Genomic DNA, 18,841 nt, shown 5'->3' with positions numbered 1-18,841 from the left:
GATGAGGCTGGGTGTGATCGCCGGCGACGGTATCGGCCCGGAAGTGGTCGGCGAGGCGCTCAAGGTCCTCGATGCGGTGTTCCCCGGAGTGGAGAAGACCGAGTACGAGCTGGGCGCGCGGCTGTATCACCGTACCGGCGAGGTGCTGCCGGACTCGGTGCTCGAGGAGATCAAAGGCCAGGACGCGATCCTGCTGGGCGCCATCGGTGACCCGTCGGTGCCCAGCGGGCTGCTGGAGCGGGGGCTGCTGCTGCGGATCCGCTTCGAGCTCGACCACCACATCAACCTGCGGCCCGGGCGGCTCTACCCGGGAGTGGCCAGTCCGCTGGCCGGTGACCCCGAGATCGATTTCGTGGTCGTGCGGGAGGGCACCGAAGGTCCCTACACCGGCAACGGCGGGGCCATCCGGGTCGACACCCCGCACGAGATCGCGACCGAGGTCAGCGTCAACACCGCTTACGGGGTGCGGCGCGTGGTGCAGGACGCCTTCGGCCGCGCCCAGCAGCGCCGCAAGCATCTGACCCTGGTCCACAAGAACAACGTGCTGACATACGCGGGTTCGCTGTGGTGGCGCACCGTGCAGGCGGTGGCCGCGGAATACCCCGACGTCGAGGTGGCTTACCAGCACGTCGATGCCGCCACGATCCACATGGTCACCGACCCGGGCCGGTTCGACGTCATCGTCACCGACAACCTGTTCGGCGACATCATCACCGACCTCGCCGCCGCGGTGTGCGGCGGCATCGGTCTTGCGGCCAGCGGCAACATCGATGCCACCCGTATCAATCCGTCGATGTTCGAGCCGGTGCACGGCAGCGCGCCGGACATCGCCGGCCAGGGCGTCGCCGACCCGACCGCGGCGATCATGTCGGTCGCGTTGCTGTTGGCGCACGTCGGCGAACTGGAGGCGGCCGCCAAGGTGGACCGGGCCGTGGAGGACCACCTGGCCACCCGCGGAGACGCCCGGTCGACCACTTCCGAGGTCGGCCAGCGCATCCTGGACCGGCTCTGAGGCGCGGGCGATAGCGACGATCGCGACGCTGAGTCGGCAGTGCCGGCTGTTCGTCGTCGGCTCGTCGCTGTTCGCCGTGGCCACGCTGCCCGGCTTCGGCGAATGGGCCGGGGCCGCCGCGGCCAACGCACTGTGTTTCGTCGGCTCGTGGTTCTTCACCGCCGCGGCATGGGTGCAGCTGCAGTTGTCGGACCAGGCTGTCCGTGGCGAATGGTCCTCGGCTGCTGTGCAATTCATCGGAACAGTGTTGTTCAACGTCAGCACCGCCGCGGCGGTCTGGACGCACGCAGTGTCGGCGGAGCGCAGGTACGTCTGGGCGCCCGACGCCGCGGGATCGCTGGCTTTCCTGGTCAGTGCGGTGATCGGGTTGTCCGCCGTAGCCGCCGCCATCGGCTCGCTGGATCTGCGTCGGCGGGAGTGGGCGGCTGCGGTGGTGAATCTCGTCGGTTGCCTCGCGTTCGCGGTGTCGGCGGTGGCCGCGCACGTGAGCCGCACCGGGGTCACCGCCGACCAAAGGCTGGCGACCGCGGGCACATTCGTCGGCGCGCTCTGCTTCCTGGTCGCCGCTCTGATCGTGATGCCCCGACGCTCGGCAGGGCCCTCCGGCCACGGCCACGCGGCGTCCTGACGAGGAGAGCCGGCGTGACCGAGGGTGTTCCGGCGTCTGTGTACCCGGGGGACGGCCGCGGCGCTCAACCGCTGCGCGCAGAGCCCCGACGTTCGCCGACGCTCCCAGCGGGCACCGGTACCGCGGGGATGGCGAGAAGCGGAAAAATCGCGCACACCGCGAAAGCCACCGGGAATCCGGCGATTCCGATGAGGCCACCGAACAACGGCGGCGCGACGCCGGCGGTCAGCAACTGGCTGGTGTTCTGAGTGCCCAGCGCCCGTCCGCTCCAGAACGGGCCTGCGTTCTCGGCGATGGCGGTGAATGCCAACCCGTTGTCCGACACCGTGATCACCGAGGCCGCCATCATCAGCGCGATGCTGACGGGGGAGTCGAGCGCGTCGGTCACGGCGAGCAGCACCATCGACATGGCCGCGGCGAGGGCGATGGCCCGGATCGGGCGAAGGCGGGCGGACACCACGTCACCGCTGCGGCGCAGCACCGAATCCGACCAGCGACCGGCGCCGACGCGGCCGGCTGCGCCCAGCAGCTGGGCCAGCATCACCAGCGTGCCGGCGGAACCGGGCGACCAGCCGCGCGCGTCGATCAGCCACACCAGGGTGAAGGTCCACACCAGCACCTGGGGCACGACGAGCAGCACCGACGCGAGGTGGATGCGCCACAGCATCGACGATCCCCGGTAGGGGTTGGCCAGCTCGGTCGGATCGGCCTGTGACCGCGGCGGCCGAGGCGGATCGACGACGGCCACCGCGCACACCACTGCTGACGCCGCGCACACGATTGCGGGGAACAGCAGCGCCGCCGAGATTCCGTGGGACTCCGCCAGGCGGGGGATGACCAGCGCGCCGACCCCCACTCCCAGCGGTTGGGCGGTCTGGCGGATTCCCATGACCAGGCCGCGCTGGCGCGCGTCGAACCACCCGACGACGAGCCGCCCGCTGGCCGAATTGCTGCTCGCCGCGGCCATGCCGCCCAGGAACAGGAAGGCTCCCACGGCGACGAGGGACTGCACTGAGGCTGCAGCGAAGGCCGCGGCTGCGGTCAAGACGGATCCGAGCGTGAGAACCAGGCGCTCACCGAACCGGTCTACGGCATAACCCCATGCGATCAGCGTGACGACCATGCCGAGGCTGGGCAGAGACGACAGCAATGCGGCGGTCGCCAGGTCCAGCCCGCGCTCCGTCTGCAGCGTGGGAATCAGGAAAGCCACCCCGTTGATGAACACATTGGCGCACAGCGTGGTCACCAGGGCGATGACCAGCATCGACCAGCGTCGCAAGGAGCTGATCGTGTCGACGGCCACGCCGCCATCGTCTCACAGCTGTCTCATCTGATTGAACACATGTCTCAAAATGTGGGAGACGCGTGGCTGACCGGCCGCCGGGCCCGGGCATCGCGGCAGGGCACTAGGCTGAAGACATGCGTCTCGGCCGAATCGCCAGCCCCGACGGGGTCGCCTTCGTCAGCATCGAAGGCCCCCCCGACCAGCCGGGCGAGGCGATCGCGCGCGAGATCGCCGAGCACCCGTTCGGTGCGCCCACCTTCACCGGACGCCAGTGGCCGCTCGCCGACACCCGGCTGCTCGCCCCGATTCTGGCCAGCAAGGTCGTCTGCATGGGCAAGAACTACGCCGCTCACATCGAGGAGATGGGCGGCGGCACCTTCGAGGACCCGATCATCTTCCTCAAACCCAACACGTCGATCATCGGACCCAACACCGCGATCCAACTTCCGGCTGACGCGCATCCGGTGCACTTCGAAGGCGAACTGGCTGCGGTCATCGGCCGCCCGTGCAAGGACGTGCCGGCCGCCCGCGCCGCCGAGAACATCCTGGGCTACACGATCGCCAACGACGTCTCGGCGCGCGACCAGCAGAAAAAGGACGGTCAGTGGATGCGCGCGAAAGGCCACGACACGTTCTGCCCGGTCGGGCCGTGGATCGTCACCGATGTCGACCCGGCCGACCTCGAGCTGCGCACGGAGGTCAACGGCGAGGTCAAGCAGCGTTCCCGGACCTCGTTGATGATCCATGACATCGGCGCCATCGTCGAATGGATCTCGCGGGTGATGACGCTGCTACCCGGTGACCTGATCTTGACCGGAACTCCTGAGGGTGTGGCCCCCATCGAGGACGGCGACACCGTCAGCATCACCGTCGAGGGCATCGGCACCCTTTCCAATCCTGTTGTGCGCAAAGGACACAAGTGACCACCAGAGTCAGATTCTGCCCCTCACCGACCGGTACGCCGCATGTCGGGCTCATTCGCACCGCCTTGTTCAACTGGGCATACGCGCGACACACGGGCGGGACGTTCGTGTTCCGCATCGAGGACACCGATTCTCAGCGGGACAGCGAGGACAGCTATCTGGCTCTGCTGGATGCGCTGCGCTGGCTCGGTCTGGACTGGGATGAGGGGCCCGAGGTCGGCGGACCCTACGGCCCCTATCGACAGTCGCAGCGCCGCGACATCTACACCGATGTGATCCAGCGGCTGCTCGACACCGGTGAGGCGTACGAGGCGTTCTCCACCGCCGAGGAGGTCGAGGCGCGGCACCTGGCGGCGGGGCGCAGCCCCAAACTGGGCTACGACAACTACGACCGCACGCTGACCGACGAGCAGCGTGCGGTCTTCCGGGCCGAGGGACGCCGGCCGGTGGTGCGGCTGCGCATGCCCGACGAAGACATGACGTGGCAGGATCTGGTCCGCGGGGAGACCACATTCCCAGCGGGCTCGATTCCCGACTTCGCGTTGACCCGGGGTAACGGAGAACCGTTGTACACGTTGGTCAATCCGGTGGACGACGCGTTGATGAGGATCACCCACGTCCTGCGTGGTGAAGACCTGCTTCCGTCGACGCCCCGCCAGCTGGCGCTGTATGCGGCTCTGACCCGCCTGGGCGTGGCCGAGGCGACCCCCCGATTCGCTCACCTGCCCTCGGTGCTGGGTGACGGAAACAAGAAGCTGTCCAAGCGCGACCCGCAGTCCAACCTGTTCCTGCACCGCGAGCGCGGATTCATCCCCGAAGGCCTGCTCAATTACCTTGCTCTGCTGGGCTGGTCGATCGCCGACGACCGGGACGTGTTCAGCCTCGAGGAGATGGTCGCCGCCTTCGATGTCGCCGACGTCAACTCCAACCCGGCCCGTTTCGACCAGAAGAAGGCCGACGCGCTCAACGCCGAACACATCAGGCTGCTGGCCCCGGCCGAGTTCGAACGCCGGCTGGCCGAGTACTTCGCAGCTCACGGCCACGACACCGGTCTCGACGAGGCCCAGTTCGCGGAGGCCGCGCAGTTGGTGCAGACCCGCATCGTCGTGCTCTCGGATGCCTGGGATCTGCTGAAATTCCTCAGCGACGCGCAGTTCAGCCTCGACGAGAAGTCAGCGGGCAAGGAGCTCAAAGAGGCGGCGGTGCCGGTGCTGACGGCTGCGCTGGGGGCACTGGAGGACGTGCCGCGGTGGGAGACCACCGAGATCGAGGCGGCGCTCAAGACGGCGTTGATCGACGGCTTGGAGCTCAAACCACGCAAGGCGTTCGGACCGGTCAGGGTCGCCGCGACCGGCTCCTCGGTCAGCCCGCCGCTGTTCGAATCGCTGGCGCTGCTGGGCCGCGATCGCAGCCTGGCGCGCCTGCGCGCCGGCCGGGACCACGCCGCTGCGTCGGCACCGGCGGAGGCGTGAAAAACCACCGCAGAATCTTTGGTAGTCTGCTCGTCGGCCCGCAATGCGGCGCTCCACGGATCCACCGGGGTGCGTCGAGGCCGAAAATAGCTTGTGACCAGCGGTGACAAGCAGCCAATGGGGTATGGTGTAATTGGCAACACAGCTGATTCTGGTTCAGCCATTCTAGGTTCGAGTCCTGGTACCCCAGCGAGACAACGAGATTAGGTCAGCGTTCTCGGCTGAGTTATGCTGACCGTCCGAAACGAGTTCTAGCCCCCGTCGTCTAGCGGCCTAGGACGCCGCCCTCTCACGGCGGTAGCGTGGGTTCGAATCCCATCGGGGGTACCAGTCACCGACTCCGGACCGAATGCGGTCCGGAGTTTCGTGCTTTCCGGGGGCCTTTCTCGTGAGGCGAGGCCCTTCGTGAGCGGCTCGTATCCAATCGGTTTCTCGCCGTCTTCTCGGGGCCTCCTTTGCGAGGCCGCCTTTTGGCGAGGTCGTCGTGCCCGTGGTGTCACAGACGGCGGGTGAGCGCCTCTGCGGCGGCCACCAGGTCCGCGGCCCACCGTGCCCCCGGCCGGCGGCCGATCCGGTCGATCGGACCCGACACCGACACCGCCGCGATGACGACACCGCGGGCGTCGCGGACCGGCGCTGAGACGCTGGCCACACCCGGCTCGCGTTCGGCCACACTCTGGGCCCAACCGCGCTTGCGGACCTCGGCCAGTGTGCGATCGCTGAAGGTTGCCCCCGGTAGCACCGCATGCTGGGTCGCAGTGTCGGCGTAGGCGAGCAGCACCTTGGCACCCGACCCGGCGGTCATCGGCAGGCGGGTCCCGACGGGCACGGTGTCGCGCAGCCCTGCCGGGGGTTCGAGCGCCGCCACACAGATCCGGGAGGTGCCCTCGCGCCGGTACAACTGCACGCTCTCTCCGGTCAGCTCCCGCAGGCGCGGCAGCACCGAAGCGCCCGCGGCGAGCAGCGGATCTTTGACGTGGCGGGCCAGTTCGGTGACCGCGGGCCCGATGTGCCACTGGCCGTCGCCGCCGCGGGCCAGCAGTCGATGGGTTTCCAAGCCGACGGCCAAGCGGTGCGCAGTGGCCCGCGGGAGGTCGGTCCGCTCGCACAGATCGGCAAGACCGCACGGTGAGTCCGCGACGGCATGAAGAACGCTCATCGCTTTGTCCAGCACGCCGATGCCGCTATCCTGTCTCACAAGGAGATACTGTCGTCCCAGATTGTGAGATAGTCAAGATGGCCCTCGCGCACCAGCCCCGCACCATGGCCGAAAAGGTGTGGAACGACCATGTCGTCGTTCCCGGAACCGGAGAGGGCGGGGCACGTCAACCCGACCTCATCTACATCGACCTGCATCTGGTTCACGAGGTGACCAGCCCGCAGGCCTTCGACGGGCTGCGGCTCGCCGGTCGTCCCGTGCGCCGCCCGGACCTGACGATCGCGACCGAAGACCACAATGTGCCGACCGTCGACATCGACAAGCCGATCGTGGATCCGGTTTCTCGCACTCAGGTCGAGACGCTGCGCCGCAACTGCGACGAGTTCGGCATCCGGCTGCACCCGATGGGCGACGCCGAGCAGGGCATCGTGCACATCATCGGTCCGCAGCTCGGGTTGACCCAGCCCGGGATGACGGTGGTCTGTGGCGACAGCCACACCTCCACCCACGGCGCCTTCGGTGCGCTTGCCATGGGTATCGGCACATCCGAGGTCGAGCACGTGCTCGCGACCCAGACGCTGCCGCTGCGGCCGTTCAAGACCATGGCGGTCAACGTCGACGGCCAGCTTCCCCCGGGCGTCAGCGCCAAAGACATCATCCTGGCCGTCATCGCCAAGATCGGCACCGGCGGTGGGCAGGGCCACGTGATCGAATACCGCGGCACCGCCATCGAATCGCTGTCGATGGAAGGCCGGATGACGATCTGCAACATGAGCATCGAAGCCGGCGCCCGGGCGGGCATGGTCGCCCCCGACGAGACCACCTTCGAGTTCCTGCGGGGTCGCCCCCACGCGCCTGAGGGCGCCGCCTGGGACACCGCGGTCGAAGCGTGGAGTCGGCTGCGCACCGACGACGGCGCCGAATTCGACACCGAGGTCTACCTCGACGCGTCGACGCTGAGTCCGTTCGTGACGTGGGGGACGAATCCCGGGCAGGGCGTACCGCTGGCGGGTTCGGTACCGGACCCGGAACTGATGCTCGACGAGGGAGAGCGGCAGTCTGCCGAGAAGGCGTTGGCCTACATGGACCTTCGTCCGGGAATGGCGATGCGCGACATCGCCGTCGACACGGTGTTCGTCGGGTCCTGCACCAACGGACGGATCGAGGATCTGCGTGTCGTCGCCGACGTACTGCGGGGCCGCCGTGTCGCCGACGGGGTTCGGATGCTGGTGGTGCCCGGATCGATGCGCGTGCGCGCCCAAGCCGAAGCCGAAGGGCTGGGCGAGGTGTTCACCGCGGCCGGGGCCGAGTGGCGGCAGGCGGGGTGCTCGATGTGCTTGGGAATGAACCCCGATCAGCTCTCGCCGGGCCAGCGCTGCGCGTCCACGTCCAACCGGAACTTCGAAGGCCGGCAGGGCAAGGGCGGCCGCACCCATCTGGTTTCGCCCGCGGTCGCGGCCGCGACCGCGGTCCGTGGCACCCTGTCCTCGCCTGCCGATCTGCCCGCGGCCCCGGCCCGCTGAACCCCAGAGCCACCCGAGCCCCGAGCCCCGAGAATCCTCAGGAGACCCCGATGGAAGCTTTCCGCACCCACACCGGCATCGGCGTTCCGCTGCGGCGGTCCAACGTCGACACCGACCAGATCATCCCCGCGGTGTACTTGAAGCGCGTCACCCGAACGGGATTCGAGGACGGCTTGTTCGCCGCATGGCGTACCGACCCGTCCTTCATCTTGAATCAGGCCCCCTTCGACAACGGCTCGGTGTTGGTCGCGGGCCCGGACTTCGGAACCGGATCCTCCCGCGAACACGCGGTGTGGGCGCTCATGGACTTCGGATTCCGGGTCGTCATCTCGTCGCGATTCGCCGACATCTTCCGCGGCAATGCCGGCAAGGCAGGTCTGTTGGCGGCCGAAGTCGCCCAGGATGATGTGGAATTGTTGTGGAAGCTGATCGAGCAACAGCCCGGGTTGGAAATTGGTGTAAATCTTCAAGATCGAACGGTGACCGCAGGAACGGTCGTGGTGCCGTTCAACATTGACGACTACACCGCCTGGCGGCTGCTCGAAGGACTCGACGATATAGGCCTTACGCTGCGGAAACTCGACCAAATCGAGGAATATGAAAGCAGCCGTCCGGACTGGAAACCGCGCACCCTGCCGGCCTGACGGCGGCCTTCGCAGAGGCGAATTCCGGACGCCGCAAGGCCCTTTTGAGGCCTTCGGTAGGAGGTCAAGCGCAGCAATCGGATTGAAAAAAGTTCGCTGGCTTGGCCTGAAATTGCGCGTGGCTCTTGGAAATCAGCAGGCAATGGGTTTACCGTGTCCACTAGTCGGCCCAAGTAGGGCCACTGGTTTCGGAGGTTTTGCATGAATAAAGCAGAGCTCATCGACGTACTCACGGAGAAAATGGGCTCGGATCGTCGGCAGGCCACCGCTGCGGTGGAGAATGTCGTCGACACCATCGTCCGTGCGGTACACAAGGGTGACAGCGTGACGATCACCGGCTTCGGTGTTTTCGAGCAGCGCCGTCGCGCCGCACGCGTGGCGCGCAACCCGCGCACCGGTGAGACGGTGAAGGTCAAGCCCACATCCGTTCCGGCGTTCCGGCCCGGTGCTCAGTTCAAGGCCGTTGTGTCTGGCGCGCAGAAGCTTCCGGCGGACGGTCCGGCCGTCAAGCGCGGCGTGACCGCGACGACCGCGCGGAAGGCCGCGAAGAAGGCTCCGGCGAAGAAGGCCGCTGCGAAGAAGGCTCCGGCTGCCAAGAAGGCTCCGGCCAAGAAGGCCACGGCCGCGAAGAAGGCTCCGGCTGCCAAGAAGGCTCCGGCCAAGAAGGCCACGGCTGCCAAGAAGGCTCCGGCTGCCAAGAAGGCTCCGGCCAAGAAGGCCACGGCCGCCAAGAAGGCTCCGGCCAAGAAGGCTCCGGCCAAGAAGGCCGCGGCCAAGGCTCCCGCCAAGAAGGCTCCGGCCAAGAAGGCCACGGCCGCCAAGAAGGCGCCCGCCAAGCGCGGTCGCCGGTAGTCAGTTCTCGAATTTCGCCGCGGGTCGACACGACCCGCGGCGAATTCGTGTGCCGGGAGCTCCGCCGGCACGAGTTGAATTCAATTGCGCGGTTACTTCTTCGGTGGGAGGGCCGTGTCGATGTGGTCGGCGGCGATCAGTCGCCCGTCGACAAGCGACATCACCCAGGTGCTGCCCTTGCGGTTGCCGGCCTGACCGGGGCGGACCCCGTCGCGCTTGCACCACCAGTCCACGAGGCCCGGAATGACCTTTCCCTGACTGCAGATCACCGGGGTGGCTGACGAGGCCGCGATGTCGAGGATGCGTTCGTGCGCGGCGTCGCGATCGCTCTTGTAGGCCTCCTCGGTCAACGAGGTCTCGGCGCGGATCGTCGCACCCAGTTCTTCGGCCAGCGGGTCGAGGGTCTGCTGACAGCGCACCCGGTCCGCGGCGAACAGTTCCTCGGCGCCGAAGGCCAACAGCTGACCGATCAACGATTCCGCCTGCGCACGGCCGTGCTTGTCCAACGGGCGCAGGCGATCGTCGCCGACGAAGCGGGACTTGCTGCCGGCGGTGGCGTGCCTGACGATCAGTACCGACCGGGTGTCGGCGGGTGCGGCCAGGAACCGGCTGACGACGTCACGGTCGTGCGGATACTGCAATTCGGACATCGCCTGGTGTGCCGGAAGCCACTTCAGCTCGTCCACCTCGTCGTTGGCCCTGAACTCGCCGTGCAGGTGCCGAGCCGCCCAGTACCGGACCTGCTTGGCGCCCTGGGGAACCGAATAGTGCACGGTGGCCAGTTGCCGCCCCAGCCTGGCGCGGAAGCCCGTCTCCTCTTCGATCTCGCGCGCGGCCGCGATCGGTTCGTTCTCACCCGGGTCGACCTTGCCCTTGGGCAGCGACCAGTCGTCGTATCGGGGACGATGGATGATCGCGATCTCCGGCGTCTCGTCACGCGGGCCGGGACGCCACACCACTGCGCCCGCAGCCCGGATCGTCTTCGTGTCCGAAATCGGATCCGGCGATGTCGCCTTCGGCAACTCAGCTCCTGCGGGTCGTCACGGTCCTGGCGGTTCTCACGAGTAGCGGTGTCGTTCCATCATCGACACCTGGTGGTCCCGGACGGTCTGTCCCTCCTGCGGAGAGGCCGTCCAGCGTCCGTCAGGACCCAATTCCCAGCAGCGGGTCTGCGGATCGGTAGCCGATTCGAAGATGTCGTCGAGTTGGGCGCTCAGCCGCGGATCCTTCACCTGGGCCATCACTTCCACTCGCCGGTCGAGATTACGATGCATCATGTCCGCGCTGCCGATCCAGTATTCGTCGATGGCGCGGAAATGAATGATCCGTGAATGCTCGAGGAATCGACCCAGAATCGAGCGCACCACGATGTTCTCCGAGAACTCGGGCACGCCGGGGCGCAGCGCACAGATTCCCCGCACCACCACCTCGACCCGGACCCCGGCCTGCGAAGCCCGGTAGAGCGCGTCGATCACCTGCTCGTCGACCAACGCATTGGCCTTCAAGCGGATCCGGCCCTCGGCGCCGTCGCGGGTCGCGGCGATCTCGCGCTCGATGCGTTCGATGATGCCCCTGCGCACCCCGTAGGGGGCCACCAACAGGTTGCGGTAGGAGTCCTTGCGCGAGTATCCGGTCAGCGAGTTGAACAGGTCGGTCAGGTCGGCGCCGATGTCGGGTGCGGCGGTCAGCAGGCCGATGTCCTCGTACAGTCGGGCCGTCTTCGGGTTGTAGTTGCCGGTTCCGACATGGCAGTAGCGCCGGATCATCGAGCCCTCGCGGCGCACCACCAGGCAGGTCTTGCAGTGCGTCTTGAGGCCGATCAACCCGTACACCACGTGCACACCGGCTTGTTCGAGAGCGCGTGCCCACCTGATGTTGGCCTGCTCGTCGAACCGCGCCTTGATCTCGACCAGCGCCACCACCTGCTTGCCGGCCTCGGCCGCGTCGATCAACGCGTTGACGATCGGGGAGTCACCGGACGTGCGGTACAGGGTCTGCTTGATCGCCAACACGTTGGGGTCGGCGGCGGCCTGTTCGATGAAGCGCTGCACCGTGGTCGAGAACGAGTCGTACGGATGGTGAACCAGCACATCACCGTCGCGCAACGCCGAGAAGATGCTCTTGGGGGTCTCGCGTTCGCCGAATGCCGGGGGAGTGGCCGGCACGAACGGGCGGTCTTTGAGAGCCGGCCGGTCCACGCTGTACACCTGCCACAGCGAGGAGAGGTCGAGCAGGCCGGCGACCTCGACCACATCACCGGGGTCGACGTCGAGTTCGCGAAGAAGCAACTCGAGCATGCCCTCGGTCATGTCGTCGGAAACCTCCAGGCGCACCGGGGAACCGAAGCGTCTACGGGCCAGCTCGCGCTCCAGGGCCTGCAGCAGGTCTTCGTCGCGGTCCTCCTCGACCTCGAAATCCGCGTTGCGGGTGATCCGGAATGCGTGATGCTCGACGATCTCCAGGCCGGGGAACAGCACCGGCAGGAATGCCGCGATGAGCTCCTCCATCGGCAGGAAGCGGACGATGCCGGGATCAGCCGAACGGTCGGACAATTCGACGAACCGATCGACGTTGTCGGGCACCTTGATGCGTGCGAAATGCTGGCCGCCGTCGTCGGGATGCTTCACCGTGATCGCCAGATTGAGACTCAGACCGCTGACGAACGGGAAGGGGTGAGCCGGATCCACCGCCAGCGGGGTGAGCACCGGGAACACCTGCTCGTGGAAATAGGTCGACAGTTCGGCGCGTTCGGCGTCGTCGAGTTCGGCCCACGTCACGATGACGATGCCCTCGTCGGCCAACGCCGGGCGCACGCTCTCGAGGAACACCCTCGAGTGGCGGCCGGCGATCTGCCGGGTGCGTTCACTGATGCGGCGCAGCTGTTCGCGCGGCGACAGGCCGTCCGCCGAGCGCACCGACAACCCCATCTCGTCGCGGCGCTTCAACCCGGCGACGCGCACCATGTAGAACTCGTCGAGGTTGGAGGCGAAGATCGCCAGGAACTTCAGCCGTTCCAGCAGCGGCAGGCTCGGGTCGGCGGCCAGCGCGAGGACCCGGGCATTGAAGTCGAGCCAACTCAACTCGCGGTTGAGGTAACGGTCTTCCGGCAGGGGGTTCTCCACCTGCGGCGGGGTCGCCGCCGGTGGTGCCTCCGGCGCGGGCCCGACCCCCGCCGTGATCATCGGCAGGCCGTTCGTCGCTTCGGGACTATCCGGTCGCGTCTGCGCTTCGGTCATGGCACTGATGATCCCCTATCTGTCGGCCCTCCTGCTACCGAGATCGGTCATCGTGTGCACCTGAAGAGGCACCGTGCTCGATTGCCCGACTGGTCGCTGTTCCCACACCGAGGCGCCGGGCCTGGGCGAGGTCTTCAGGGGTGTCGATGTCGTGCCGCAGGCCGGGCCAGGCGCCAGTCAGCTCGACCGCCCCCGAGTCGCGATGACGCTGCGCCGAATCGGTCCCGAACCGGGGTGCCAGCGCGACGCCGAACGAGAACAGCGCCGAGGTCCCCGTTCCGTGGCGATCGGCCACGAAGCTGCGCGGGTTGCTGCGCGCCGCGGCGATTGCCTCGCCAAGCTCCGTCGTGCGCAGCGCCGGCAGATCACCCTGCAACGCAACGACGTTGGAGGCGACTCGGCGCGCGTGTGCGTCCGCCGCCCGCAGTGCGTTGTTCAGCGGATCCCGGTGACCGTCGGGGGTCGGGTCCGCGAGTACCAGGCCACCGAGCCCTCGAGCGGCCTCGGCGGCCGTCTGGTCTGGGGTGACGACGATGACGGTCGACACGGCCGGTACCGCGGCTGCTGCGGTGATGGTGTCGACGAGCATCGCCAAGACGACGTCTTCGCGGGCGGCTCCCGAAAACACCGGAGCCAGCCGTGTCTTGGCAGCACTGAGCCGTTTGACGGCGATCACCAGACCGACGTCGGCCTCGGTGTTGCCGCTGCCGCTCACGAGGCCATCCTGCCAGCCCTGCGGTGCCCGCTACGCTGAAGCCGTGGTCGAGGCGGCGGTGATGGGTGCGGGTGCGTGGGGATCAGCGCTGGCCAAAGTGCTGGCCGATGCAGGCAACCGCGTGACGCTGTGGGCCCGTCGCCCGGAGCTGGCCGACGAGATCAATCGCACTCACCGCAACCCCGACTACCTCGATGTGGCGTTGCCCTCCGCGATCCGCGCCACCAGCGATCACACCGAAGCGCTCGCCGGTGCCTGCACGGTGCTGCTCGCGGTCCCGTCGCAGTCGCTGCGGGCCAACCTGACGAGTTGGTCCGACTGCATCGGGCCCGATGCGACACTGGTCAGCCTCGCCAAGGGCATCGAACTGGACACCCTGATGCGGATGAGCCAGGTCATCACCCAGGTGACCGGTGCCGATCCGGCCCGGGTCGCTGCGCTCACCGGTCCGAATCTGGCCAGCGAGATCGCGCGCGAGCAGCCGGCCGCCACCGTGGTGGCATGCAGTGACTCCGGCCGGGCAGTGGCCGTGCAGCGGGCACTGGCCACCGGGTATTTCCGCCCCTACACCAATTCCGACGTCATCGGCGCCGAGGTCGGGGGTGCCTGCAAGAACGTCATCGCGCTGGCCTGCGGCATGGCTGCCGGTTCGGGTCTGGGAGAGAACACGGCGGCGGCCATCATCACCCGCGGCCTTGCCGAGATCATGCGGCTGGGAATCGCCTTGGGTGCCAAGCCCGCCACGCTGGCCGGGCTCGCCGGTATCGGGGATCTCGTGGCGACCTGCATGTCGGAGCATTCGCGCAACAGGTCGTTCGGTGAGCGGCTGGGCCGGGGCGGCACCATGCAGGCGGCGATGGCCGCCACCGGAGGTCATGTCGCCGAAGGCGTCACCTCCTGTCAGTCGGTGCTCGCCCTGGCCGCCAGCTACGACGTCGAGATGCCGCTGACCGAGGCCGTGCACCGCGTGTGCCACAGGGGACTGTCCGTCGACGAGGCGGTGGCGCTGCTCCTCGGCCGTTCCACCAAGCCGGAGTAGCGCCATGGCCCGGGCGCACGGAGACTCCACTCGCAGTGTGAAAGCCGTTGGCACCGAACCGATTCCTGGTTCTCCCATTGGCCCGGTGCCGACTTCGGCGGCGGCCTATCACCTGTCGCGCGACGAGGACGCCGGTGTGGACACCTACGGTCGGGCGTCCAATCCGTCGTGGCGGCATCTGGAGTCGGCGCTGGCCCAACTCGAGGGCGCCGCCGCTGCGGTGACATTCGGTTCGGGCATGGCCGCCCTGTCGGCGGTGTTGCGGATCCTGGCCGAGCCGGGGCGCACCGTCGTCGTCCCCGCCGACGGGTACTACCAGGTGCGCGCGTACGCCGAGGAATTCCTGGCCGCCCGCGGAGCGAAGGTGGTCCAGGCGAGCTGCGCAGAGATGTGCGACGCGGCCGTCGGCGCCGACGTGGTGCTCGCCGAGACGCCGTCGAATCCCGGTCTCGATGTCGTCGACCTGCATCGCCTCGCGCTGACCTGCCGCTCGCAGGGCACAGTGCTCGTCGTCGACAACACCACCGCGACGCCACTGGGCCAGCAACCGTTGTCCCTGGGCGCCGACCTGGTGGTCGGCAGCGCCACCAAAGCGCTCTCCGGTCACCACGACGTCCTGGCCGGTTACGTCGCCGGCAGCCACCCCGACCTCATCGAGCGGGTGCTGCGCGAGCGGCTGCTGGCCGGTTCGATTCTCGGCGCCTTCGAAGCGTGGCTGGTGCTGCGCAGCCTGGGTTCGGCCGGTCTGAGGTTCGAGCGTCAATGCCACAACGCTGCTGCGGTGGCGCTGATGCTCAGTGCCCACCCCTCGGTGCGTTCCGTGCGTTATCCCGGCCTGCCCGATGATCCGTCGCATCCGGTCGCCGCAGCGCAGATGCGCCGGTTCGGAGGGTTGGTGTCGGTGGAGCTGGCCGACGCCGAGGCGGTGCACGCGTTGGTCGAACGCAGTCAACTGCTGGTCGCGGCGACGTCCTTCGGCGGAATCCACTCCTCGGTGGACCGCCGCGCGCGGTGGGGTGATCCGGTCAGCGCCGGTTTCGCCCGGATCTCTCTGGGAATCGAGGACACCGACGACCTGCTCAGCGACCTCGACGAGGCGCTCAGCGCCCTGTGACGTCTCAGGCGAGGCCCGCGGCCGCGGGGCCGGACGGTAGCCTCTCTAGGTTGTGACTGCCCGCACCCGTGTCGCCGTCGTCTACGGCGGCCGCAGCTCCGAGCACGCGATCTCCTGTGTCTCGGCTGGCAGCATCCTGCGCAACCTCGACCCCGAGCGCTTCGAGGTGGTCGCCGTCGGCATCACCCCCGAGGGGTCCTGGGTGCTCACCGACGCCAAGCCCGAGACGCTGGCCATCACCGACGGCACGCTGCCCGGGGTGAGTGGCGCGTCGGGAACCGAGTTGGCGCTGGCCGCCGACCCCGGCCGGCGGGGTCAGCTGGTGTCGCTGGGACAGGGCGCCGGCGAGATGCTGGCCGCCGTCGACGTGGTATTCCCTGTGCTGCACGGACCCTATGGCGAGGACGGCACCATCCAGGGCCTGCTCGAACTGGCGGGCGTGCCGTATGTGGGGGCCGGGGTGCTGGCGTCGGCGGCCGGGATGGACAAAGAATTCACCAAGAAGTTGTGGGCGGCCGAGGGGCTGCCGATCGGCGATCATGTGGTGCTGCGTCCGAAACGGGCCACGCTGTCGTTGGAGGAGCAGGAGCGCCTCGGCCTACCGGTCTTCGTCAAACCCGCCCGCGGCGGCTCGTCGATCGGCGTCAGCCGGGTCGACAGCTGGGATCAGCTGCCCGCAGCCATCGACGCGGCCCGCCGGCACGATCCGAAGGTCATCGTCGAAGCCGCAGTGGCCGGTCGCGAGCTCGAGTGCGGCGTGCTCGAGTTCCCGGATGGACGCATCGAGGCGAGCACCGTCGGTGAGATCCGGGTCGCCGGTGTGCGGGGCCGGGAAAACGGTTTCTACGACTTCGAGACGAAATACCTGGAGGACGGCGCCGAACTCGACGTGCCGGCCAAGGTCGACGACGGCGTCGCCGAGCAGATCCGCGCGTTGGCGGTTCGTGCGTTCACGGCGATGGACTGCCAGGGTCTGGCCCGCGTCGACTTCTTCCTCACCGACAACGGCCCGGTGATCAACGAGATCAACACCATGCCGGGATTCACCACCATCTCGATGTACCCGCGGATGTGGGCGGCCAGTGGGGTGGATTACCCGACCCTGCTCGCCACGATGGTCGACACCGCCATCGCCCGGGGCACCGGTCTGCGCTGAGTACTCGCCGGGTGTCCGGGGAGTGCGCTGAGAACTCGCCGGTTGTGCGGGGATTGCGCCGAGAACTCGCCGAGCGTGCATGTGGTGCGAAATCCAGGCCCGGGGTTCGCGCTGAGTTCACGCTCGGCGCGACTACCGCGCCGGTGCCGGATCGATCGGTTGTGCCGGCAACGTCTCGGCGATCGCCGCGGAGAGCCGCTGGATGGACGTGGGTCCGGAGCCGGCGGGCAGCGTGAGTGCCACGTACACCGGCCGATCCACTGCGAACCAGGTGCTGCGACCCGCCCCGGCGTCACCCGCCCCTGCTCCGCCCGCTCCGGCTTCGTCCGCTCCGGCGTCACCCGCCCCTGCTTCGCCCACCCGGAACCACTGCACCGCGTCCACCATCTGCAGCGGCGCACCGACGACGAACTCGGCGGGGCGGTCCAAACCGCAGCGCAGAATCAGGGCCTCACCCCCGGCGTCGGATTGCCAGGCCGCGGTGCCCGCCGGCGCCGGCTCGACCACCGGGGCGCGCTGATAGTCGCCCAGCTGGTCGGGCAGCGCATCCATGAGAGCGCCGCATTCGGGGCTCTCGGCGCGGGGGGCGGGCACGGTGGAGATCGCGACCGGTTCCTGCGCGGGCTGACGCTGCTGCACCGCGGCGACCGCCAGAACCGCGACCACCGCGCCGACCGCGACGACGAGCGCGACGATCAACACCGGTTTGGGCGGGCCGTCACCGCTCTGGCTGCTCACCCGCCAAACTCTAGGGTGCCGCCCCGTCGGCGATCGGGCAGGTCAACGTCCGGGTGATGCCGGGCACCTGCTGGACACCGGGCACCACCGAGGACGTCAGCTCGGCCAGTGTCGGCGCACCGACGCGGACCACCACGTCGTAGGGGCCGGTGACGTATTCCGACGACAGCACACCGGTCAGGCCCGCGAGCTGCTTGGCGACGACTTCGGCGCGACCGACCTCGGTCTGGATCAGAACGAAAGCCTCGACCACGCCGCAACACCTCCATCTGGCTGCATAGACTCCACGCCGCAGGAGCCAAACGTACCGCAGGTGCGTCCGGTGTTCAGGGCACGCGGCAGTGCGCGGGCGACGAGAGGAATCCACAGATGACCGGCGATGGTCCCGGCGCGACGCTGGCGGAGTCGGGTGAGTTCGCCGTCATCGACCGGTTGGTGGCGGGTCGTCGCCAGCCGCCATGGGTTCCGCTCGGACCCGGTGACGACGCTGCAGTCATCGCCTGCCCGGACGGACGCACCGTGGTGAGCACCGACATGCTCGTCGAGGACCGCCATTTCCGCCTGGATTGGTCGTCGCCCCACGACGTCGGTCGCAAGGCCATCGCCCAGAACGCGGCCGACATCGAGGCGATGGGCGGGCGCGCAACCGCATTCGTCGTCGGCTTCGCCGCGCCGGGACACACGCTCACCGCGCATGCGGTCGACGTGGCCGACGGCATGTGGCACGAAGCGGATCTGTTGGGTGCCGGCATTGTCGGCGGTGACCTGGTGTCCGGCCCGCAGTGGGTGGTGTCGGTGACGGCGCTGGGCGATCTCGGCGGACGGGCTCCGGTGCGGCGCAATGGCGCCCGTCCCGGGGACGTCATCGCGCTTATCGGGGAGCCGGGCCGCTCGCACGCCGGATACGAATTGTGGCGCAACGGAATCGAACAGTTCGACGAACTGCGCCGACGGCACCTCGTGCCGCAACCGCCGTACGGGCAAGGCGAGGTCGCCGCGCGCGCGGGTGCGACGTCGATGACCGACGTCTCCGACGGTTTACTGGCCGACCTCGGGCACATCGCCTCCGCATCCGAGGTTTCCGTCGACATCTCGCTGGACCTGCTCGCTGCCGACCTCGACGCTGTCGCCGCGGCGGGCGCGGTGGTCGACGCCGATGTCCGGCAGTGGGTGCTGGGCGGCGGCGAAGACCACGCGCTGGTCGCGACCTTCCCCGCGGATCCGCCCCCCGGCTGGCGGCGCATCGGTCGCGTGCGGGATCACACGGGTTCGCAGCCACGGGTCACCGTCGACGGTGTCGCGTGGCACGGCACCGCGGGCTGGGAGTCGTTCCGGGTCGACTAGG

At 68.4% G+C, this 18,841-nt stretch carries 18 protein-coding genes and 2 tRNA genes; 13 read left to right on the top strand and 7 right to left on the bottom strand.

Annotated elements, in window-relative coordinates:
* Position 1 precedes the first annotated feature (1 nt).
* Complete coding sequence (locus ACEWX3_RS18980; RefSeq protein WP_374159897.1) at positions 2-1,012, top strand: 3-isopropylmalate dehydrogenase; 1,011 nt, start codon at positions 2-4, stop codon at positions 1,010-1,012.
* Positions 1,013-1,079: 67 nt separating this feature from the next.
* Positions 1,080-1,640: a hypothetical protein gene (locus ACEWX3_RS18975; protein ID WP_286183245.1), complete on the top strand. Its 561-nt coding sequence runs from the start codon at positions 1,080-1,082 to the stop codon at positions 1,638-1,640.
* Positions 1,641-1,704: 64 nt separating this feature from the next.
* Here the strand turns inward: ACEWX3_RS18975 and ACEWX3_RS18970 are convergent, their stop codons facing one another.
* Positions 1,705-2,943: an MFS transporter gene (locus ACEWX3_RS18970; RefSeq protein WP_374157328.1), complete on the bottom strand. Its 1,239-nt coding sequence runs from the start codon at positions 2,941-2,943 to the stop codon at positions 1,705-1,707.
* 116 nt (positions 2,944-3,059) lie between these two features.
* Here ACEWX3_RS18970 and ACEWX3_RS18965 point away from each other — a divergent pair, with 116 nt between their 5' ends.
* From ACEWX3_RS18965 to ACEWX3_RS18950, 4 genes are all read left to right on the top strand, one after another.
* Entirely contained in the window at positions 3,060-3,848 is a 789-nt protein-coding gene (locus ACEWX3_RS18965) for a fumarylacetoacetate hydrolase family protein (RefSeq protein ID WP_152516579.1), read from the top strand.
* Positions 3,845-5,320 carry a glutamate--tRNA ligase gene (gene gltX / locus ACEWX3_RS18960; RefSeq protein ID WP_374157327.1) on the top strand — a complete coding sequence of 492 codons (1,476 nt, stop codon included), beginning with the start codon at positions 3,845-3,847 and terminating at the stop codon, positions 5,318-5,320. The genes ACEWX3_RS18965 and gltX overlap by 4 nt, the downstream gene beginning before the upstream one ends.
* A 118-nt stretch (positions 5,321-5,438) precedes the next feature.
* Positions 5,439-5,510, top strand: a tRNA-Gln gene (locus tag ACEWX3_RS18955).
* Positions 5,511-5,574: 64 nt separating this feature from the next.
* Positions 5,575-5,650 (top strand) — tRNA-Glu (locus ACEWX3_RS18950).
* A gap of 166 nt (positions 5,651-5,816) precedes the next feature.
* On the opposite strand, the gene ACEWX3_RS18945 is transcribed toward ACEWX3_RS18950, so the two are convergent.
* Positions 5,817-6,518, bottom strand: coding sequence for an IclR family transcriptional regulator (locus tag ACEWX3_RS18945; RefSeq protein WP_207067455.1), 702 nt, complete (start codon positions 6,516-6,518; stop codon positions 5,817-5,819).
* Between the two features lie 38 nt (positions 6,519-6,556).
* Between ACEWX3_RS18945 and leuC the strand changes: the two genes are divergently transcribed.
* The 3 genes from leuC (at position 6,557) to ACEWX3_RS18930 (ending at position 9,498) form a co-directional block, all read left to right on the top strand.
* A complete protein-coding gene (leuC, locus tag ACEWX3_RS18940; RefSeq protein ID WP_207067456.1) occupies positions 6,557-8,002 on the top strand; it encodes a 3-isopropylmalate dehydratase large subunit in 1,446 nt (481 codons plus the stop codon).
* Positions 8,003-8,052: 50 nt separating this feature from the next.
* A complete protein-coding gene (leuD, locus tag ACEWX3_RS18935) occupies positions 8,053-8,646 on the top strand; it encodes a 3-isopropylmalate dehydratase small subunit (protein WP_348733275.1) in 594 nt (197 codons plus the stop codon).
* Positions 8,647-8,847: 201 nt separating this feature from the next.
* Positions 8,848-9,498 (top strand): HU family DNA-binding protein, encoded by a 651-nt coding sequence (locus tag ACEWX3_RS18930; RefSeq protein WP_221360863.1) that lies wholly within the window; start codon positions 8,848-8,850, stop codon positions 9,496-9,498.
* 92 nt (positions 9,499-9,590) lie between these two features.
* Here the strand turns inward: ACEWX3_RS18930 and ACEWX3_RS18925 are convergent, their stop codons facing one another.
* The 3 genes from ACEWX3_RS18925 to cofC all read right to left on the bottom strand — a co-directional run bounded on the left by ACEWX3_RS18925 (position 9,591) and on the right by cofC (position 13,449).
* The gene (locus tag ACEWX3_RS18925) at positions 9,591-10,520 is read right to left on the bottom strand and encodes a bifunctional NUDIX hydrolase/histidine phosphatase family protein (protein ID WP_207067459.1); all 930 of its coding nucleotides are present in this window, start codon (positions 10,518-10,520) and stop codon (positions 9,591-9,593) included.
* Positions 10,521-10,556: 36 nt separating this feature from the next.
* Entirely contained in the window at positions 10,557-12,680 is a 2,124-nt protein-coding gene (locus ACEWX3_RS18920; RefSeq protein ID WP_286183246.1) for an RNA degradosome polyphosphate kinase, read from the bottom strand.
* A gap of 88 nt (positions 12,681-12,768) precedes the next feature.
* Positions 12,769-13,449: a 2-phospho-L-lactate guanylyltransferase gene (gene cofC / locus ACEWX3_RS18915; RefSeq protein ID WP_374157326.1), complete on the bottom strand. Its 681-nt coding sequence runs from the start codon at positions 13,447-13,449 to the stop codon at positions 12,769-12,771.
* A 61-nt stretch (positions 13,450-13,510) separates the two neighbouring features.
* On the opposite strand from cofC, the gene ACEWX3_RS18910 reads away from it, so the two are divergent.
* The 3 genes from ACEWX3_RS18910 to ACEWX3_RS18900 are packed head-to-tail and all read left to right on the top strand — an operon-like array spanning position 13,511 to position 16,758.
* Positions 13,511-14,488 carry an NAD(P)H-dependent glycerol-3-phosphate dehydrogenase gene (locus ACEWX3_RS18910; RefSeq protein ID WP_374159896.1) on the top strand — a complete coding sequence of 326 codons (978 nt, stop codon included), beginning with the start codon at positions 13,511-13,513 and terminating at the stop codon, positions 14,486-14,488.
* Positions 14,489-14,492: 4 nt separating this feature from the next.
* A complete protein-coding gene (locus ACEWX3_RS18905) occupies positions 14,493-15,602 on the top strand; it encodes a cystathionine gamma-lyase (protein WP_374157325.1) in 1,110 nt (369 codons plus the stop codon).
* 52 nt (positions 15,603-15,654) lie between these two features.
* Positions 15,655-16,758 (top strand): D-alanine--D-alanine ligase family protein, encoded by a 1,104-nt coding sequence (locus ACEWX3_RS18900; protein ID WP_374157324.1) that lies wholly within the window; start codon positions 15,655-15,657, stop codon positions 16,756-16,758.
* Between the two features lie 132 nt (positions 16,759-16,890).
* Here ACEWX3_RS18900 and ACEWX3_RS18895 read toward each other — a convergent pair whose 3' ends face one another.
* Both ACEWX3_RS18895 and ACEWX3_RS18890 read right to left on the bottom strand, forming a co-directional pair.
* Entirely contained in the window at positions 16,891-17,496 is a 606-nt protein-coding gene (locus ACEWX3_RS18895; protein ID WP_374157323.1) for a DUF3515 domain-containing protein, read from the bottom strand.
* Between the two features lie 10 nt (positions 17,497-17,506).
* Positions 17,507-17,749 carry an Lrp/AsnC family transcriptional regulator gene (locus tag ACEWX3_RS18890; protein WP_152516591.1) on the bottom strand — a complete coding sequence of 81 codons (243 nt, stop codon included), beginning with the start codon at positions 17,747-17,749 and terminating at the stop codon, positions 17,507-17,509.
* Between the two features lie 116 nt (positions 17,750-17,865).
* Here ACEWX3_RS18890 and ACEWX3_RS18885 point away from each other — a divergent pair, with 116 nt between their 5' ends.
* Positions 17,866-18,840 carry a thiamine-phosphate kinase gene (locus tag ACEWX3_RS18885; protein ID WP_374157322.1) on the top strand — a complete coding sequence of 325 codons (975 nt, stop codon included), beginning with the start codon at positions 17,866-17,868 and terminating at the stop codon, positions 18,838-18,840.
* Position 18,841 lies beyond the last annotated feature (1 nt).

This window comes from Mycobacterium sp. G7A2 (assembly GCF_041902445.1).
Classification (GTDB): Bacteria; Actinomycetota; Actinomycetes; order Mycobacteriales; family Mycobacteriaceae; genus Mycobacterium.
Note: the sequence above shows the minus strand (reverse complement) of the source record. Positions and strands in the feature narration are given on the sequence as shown.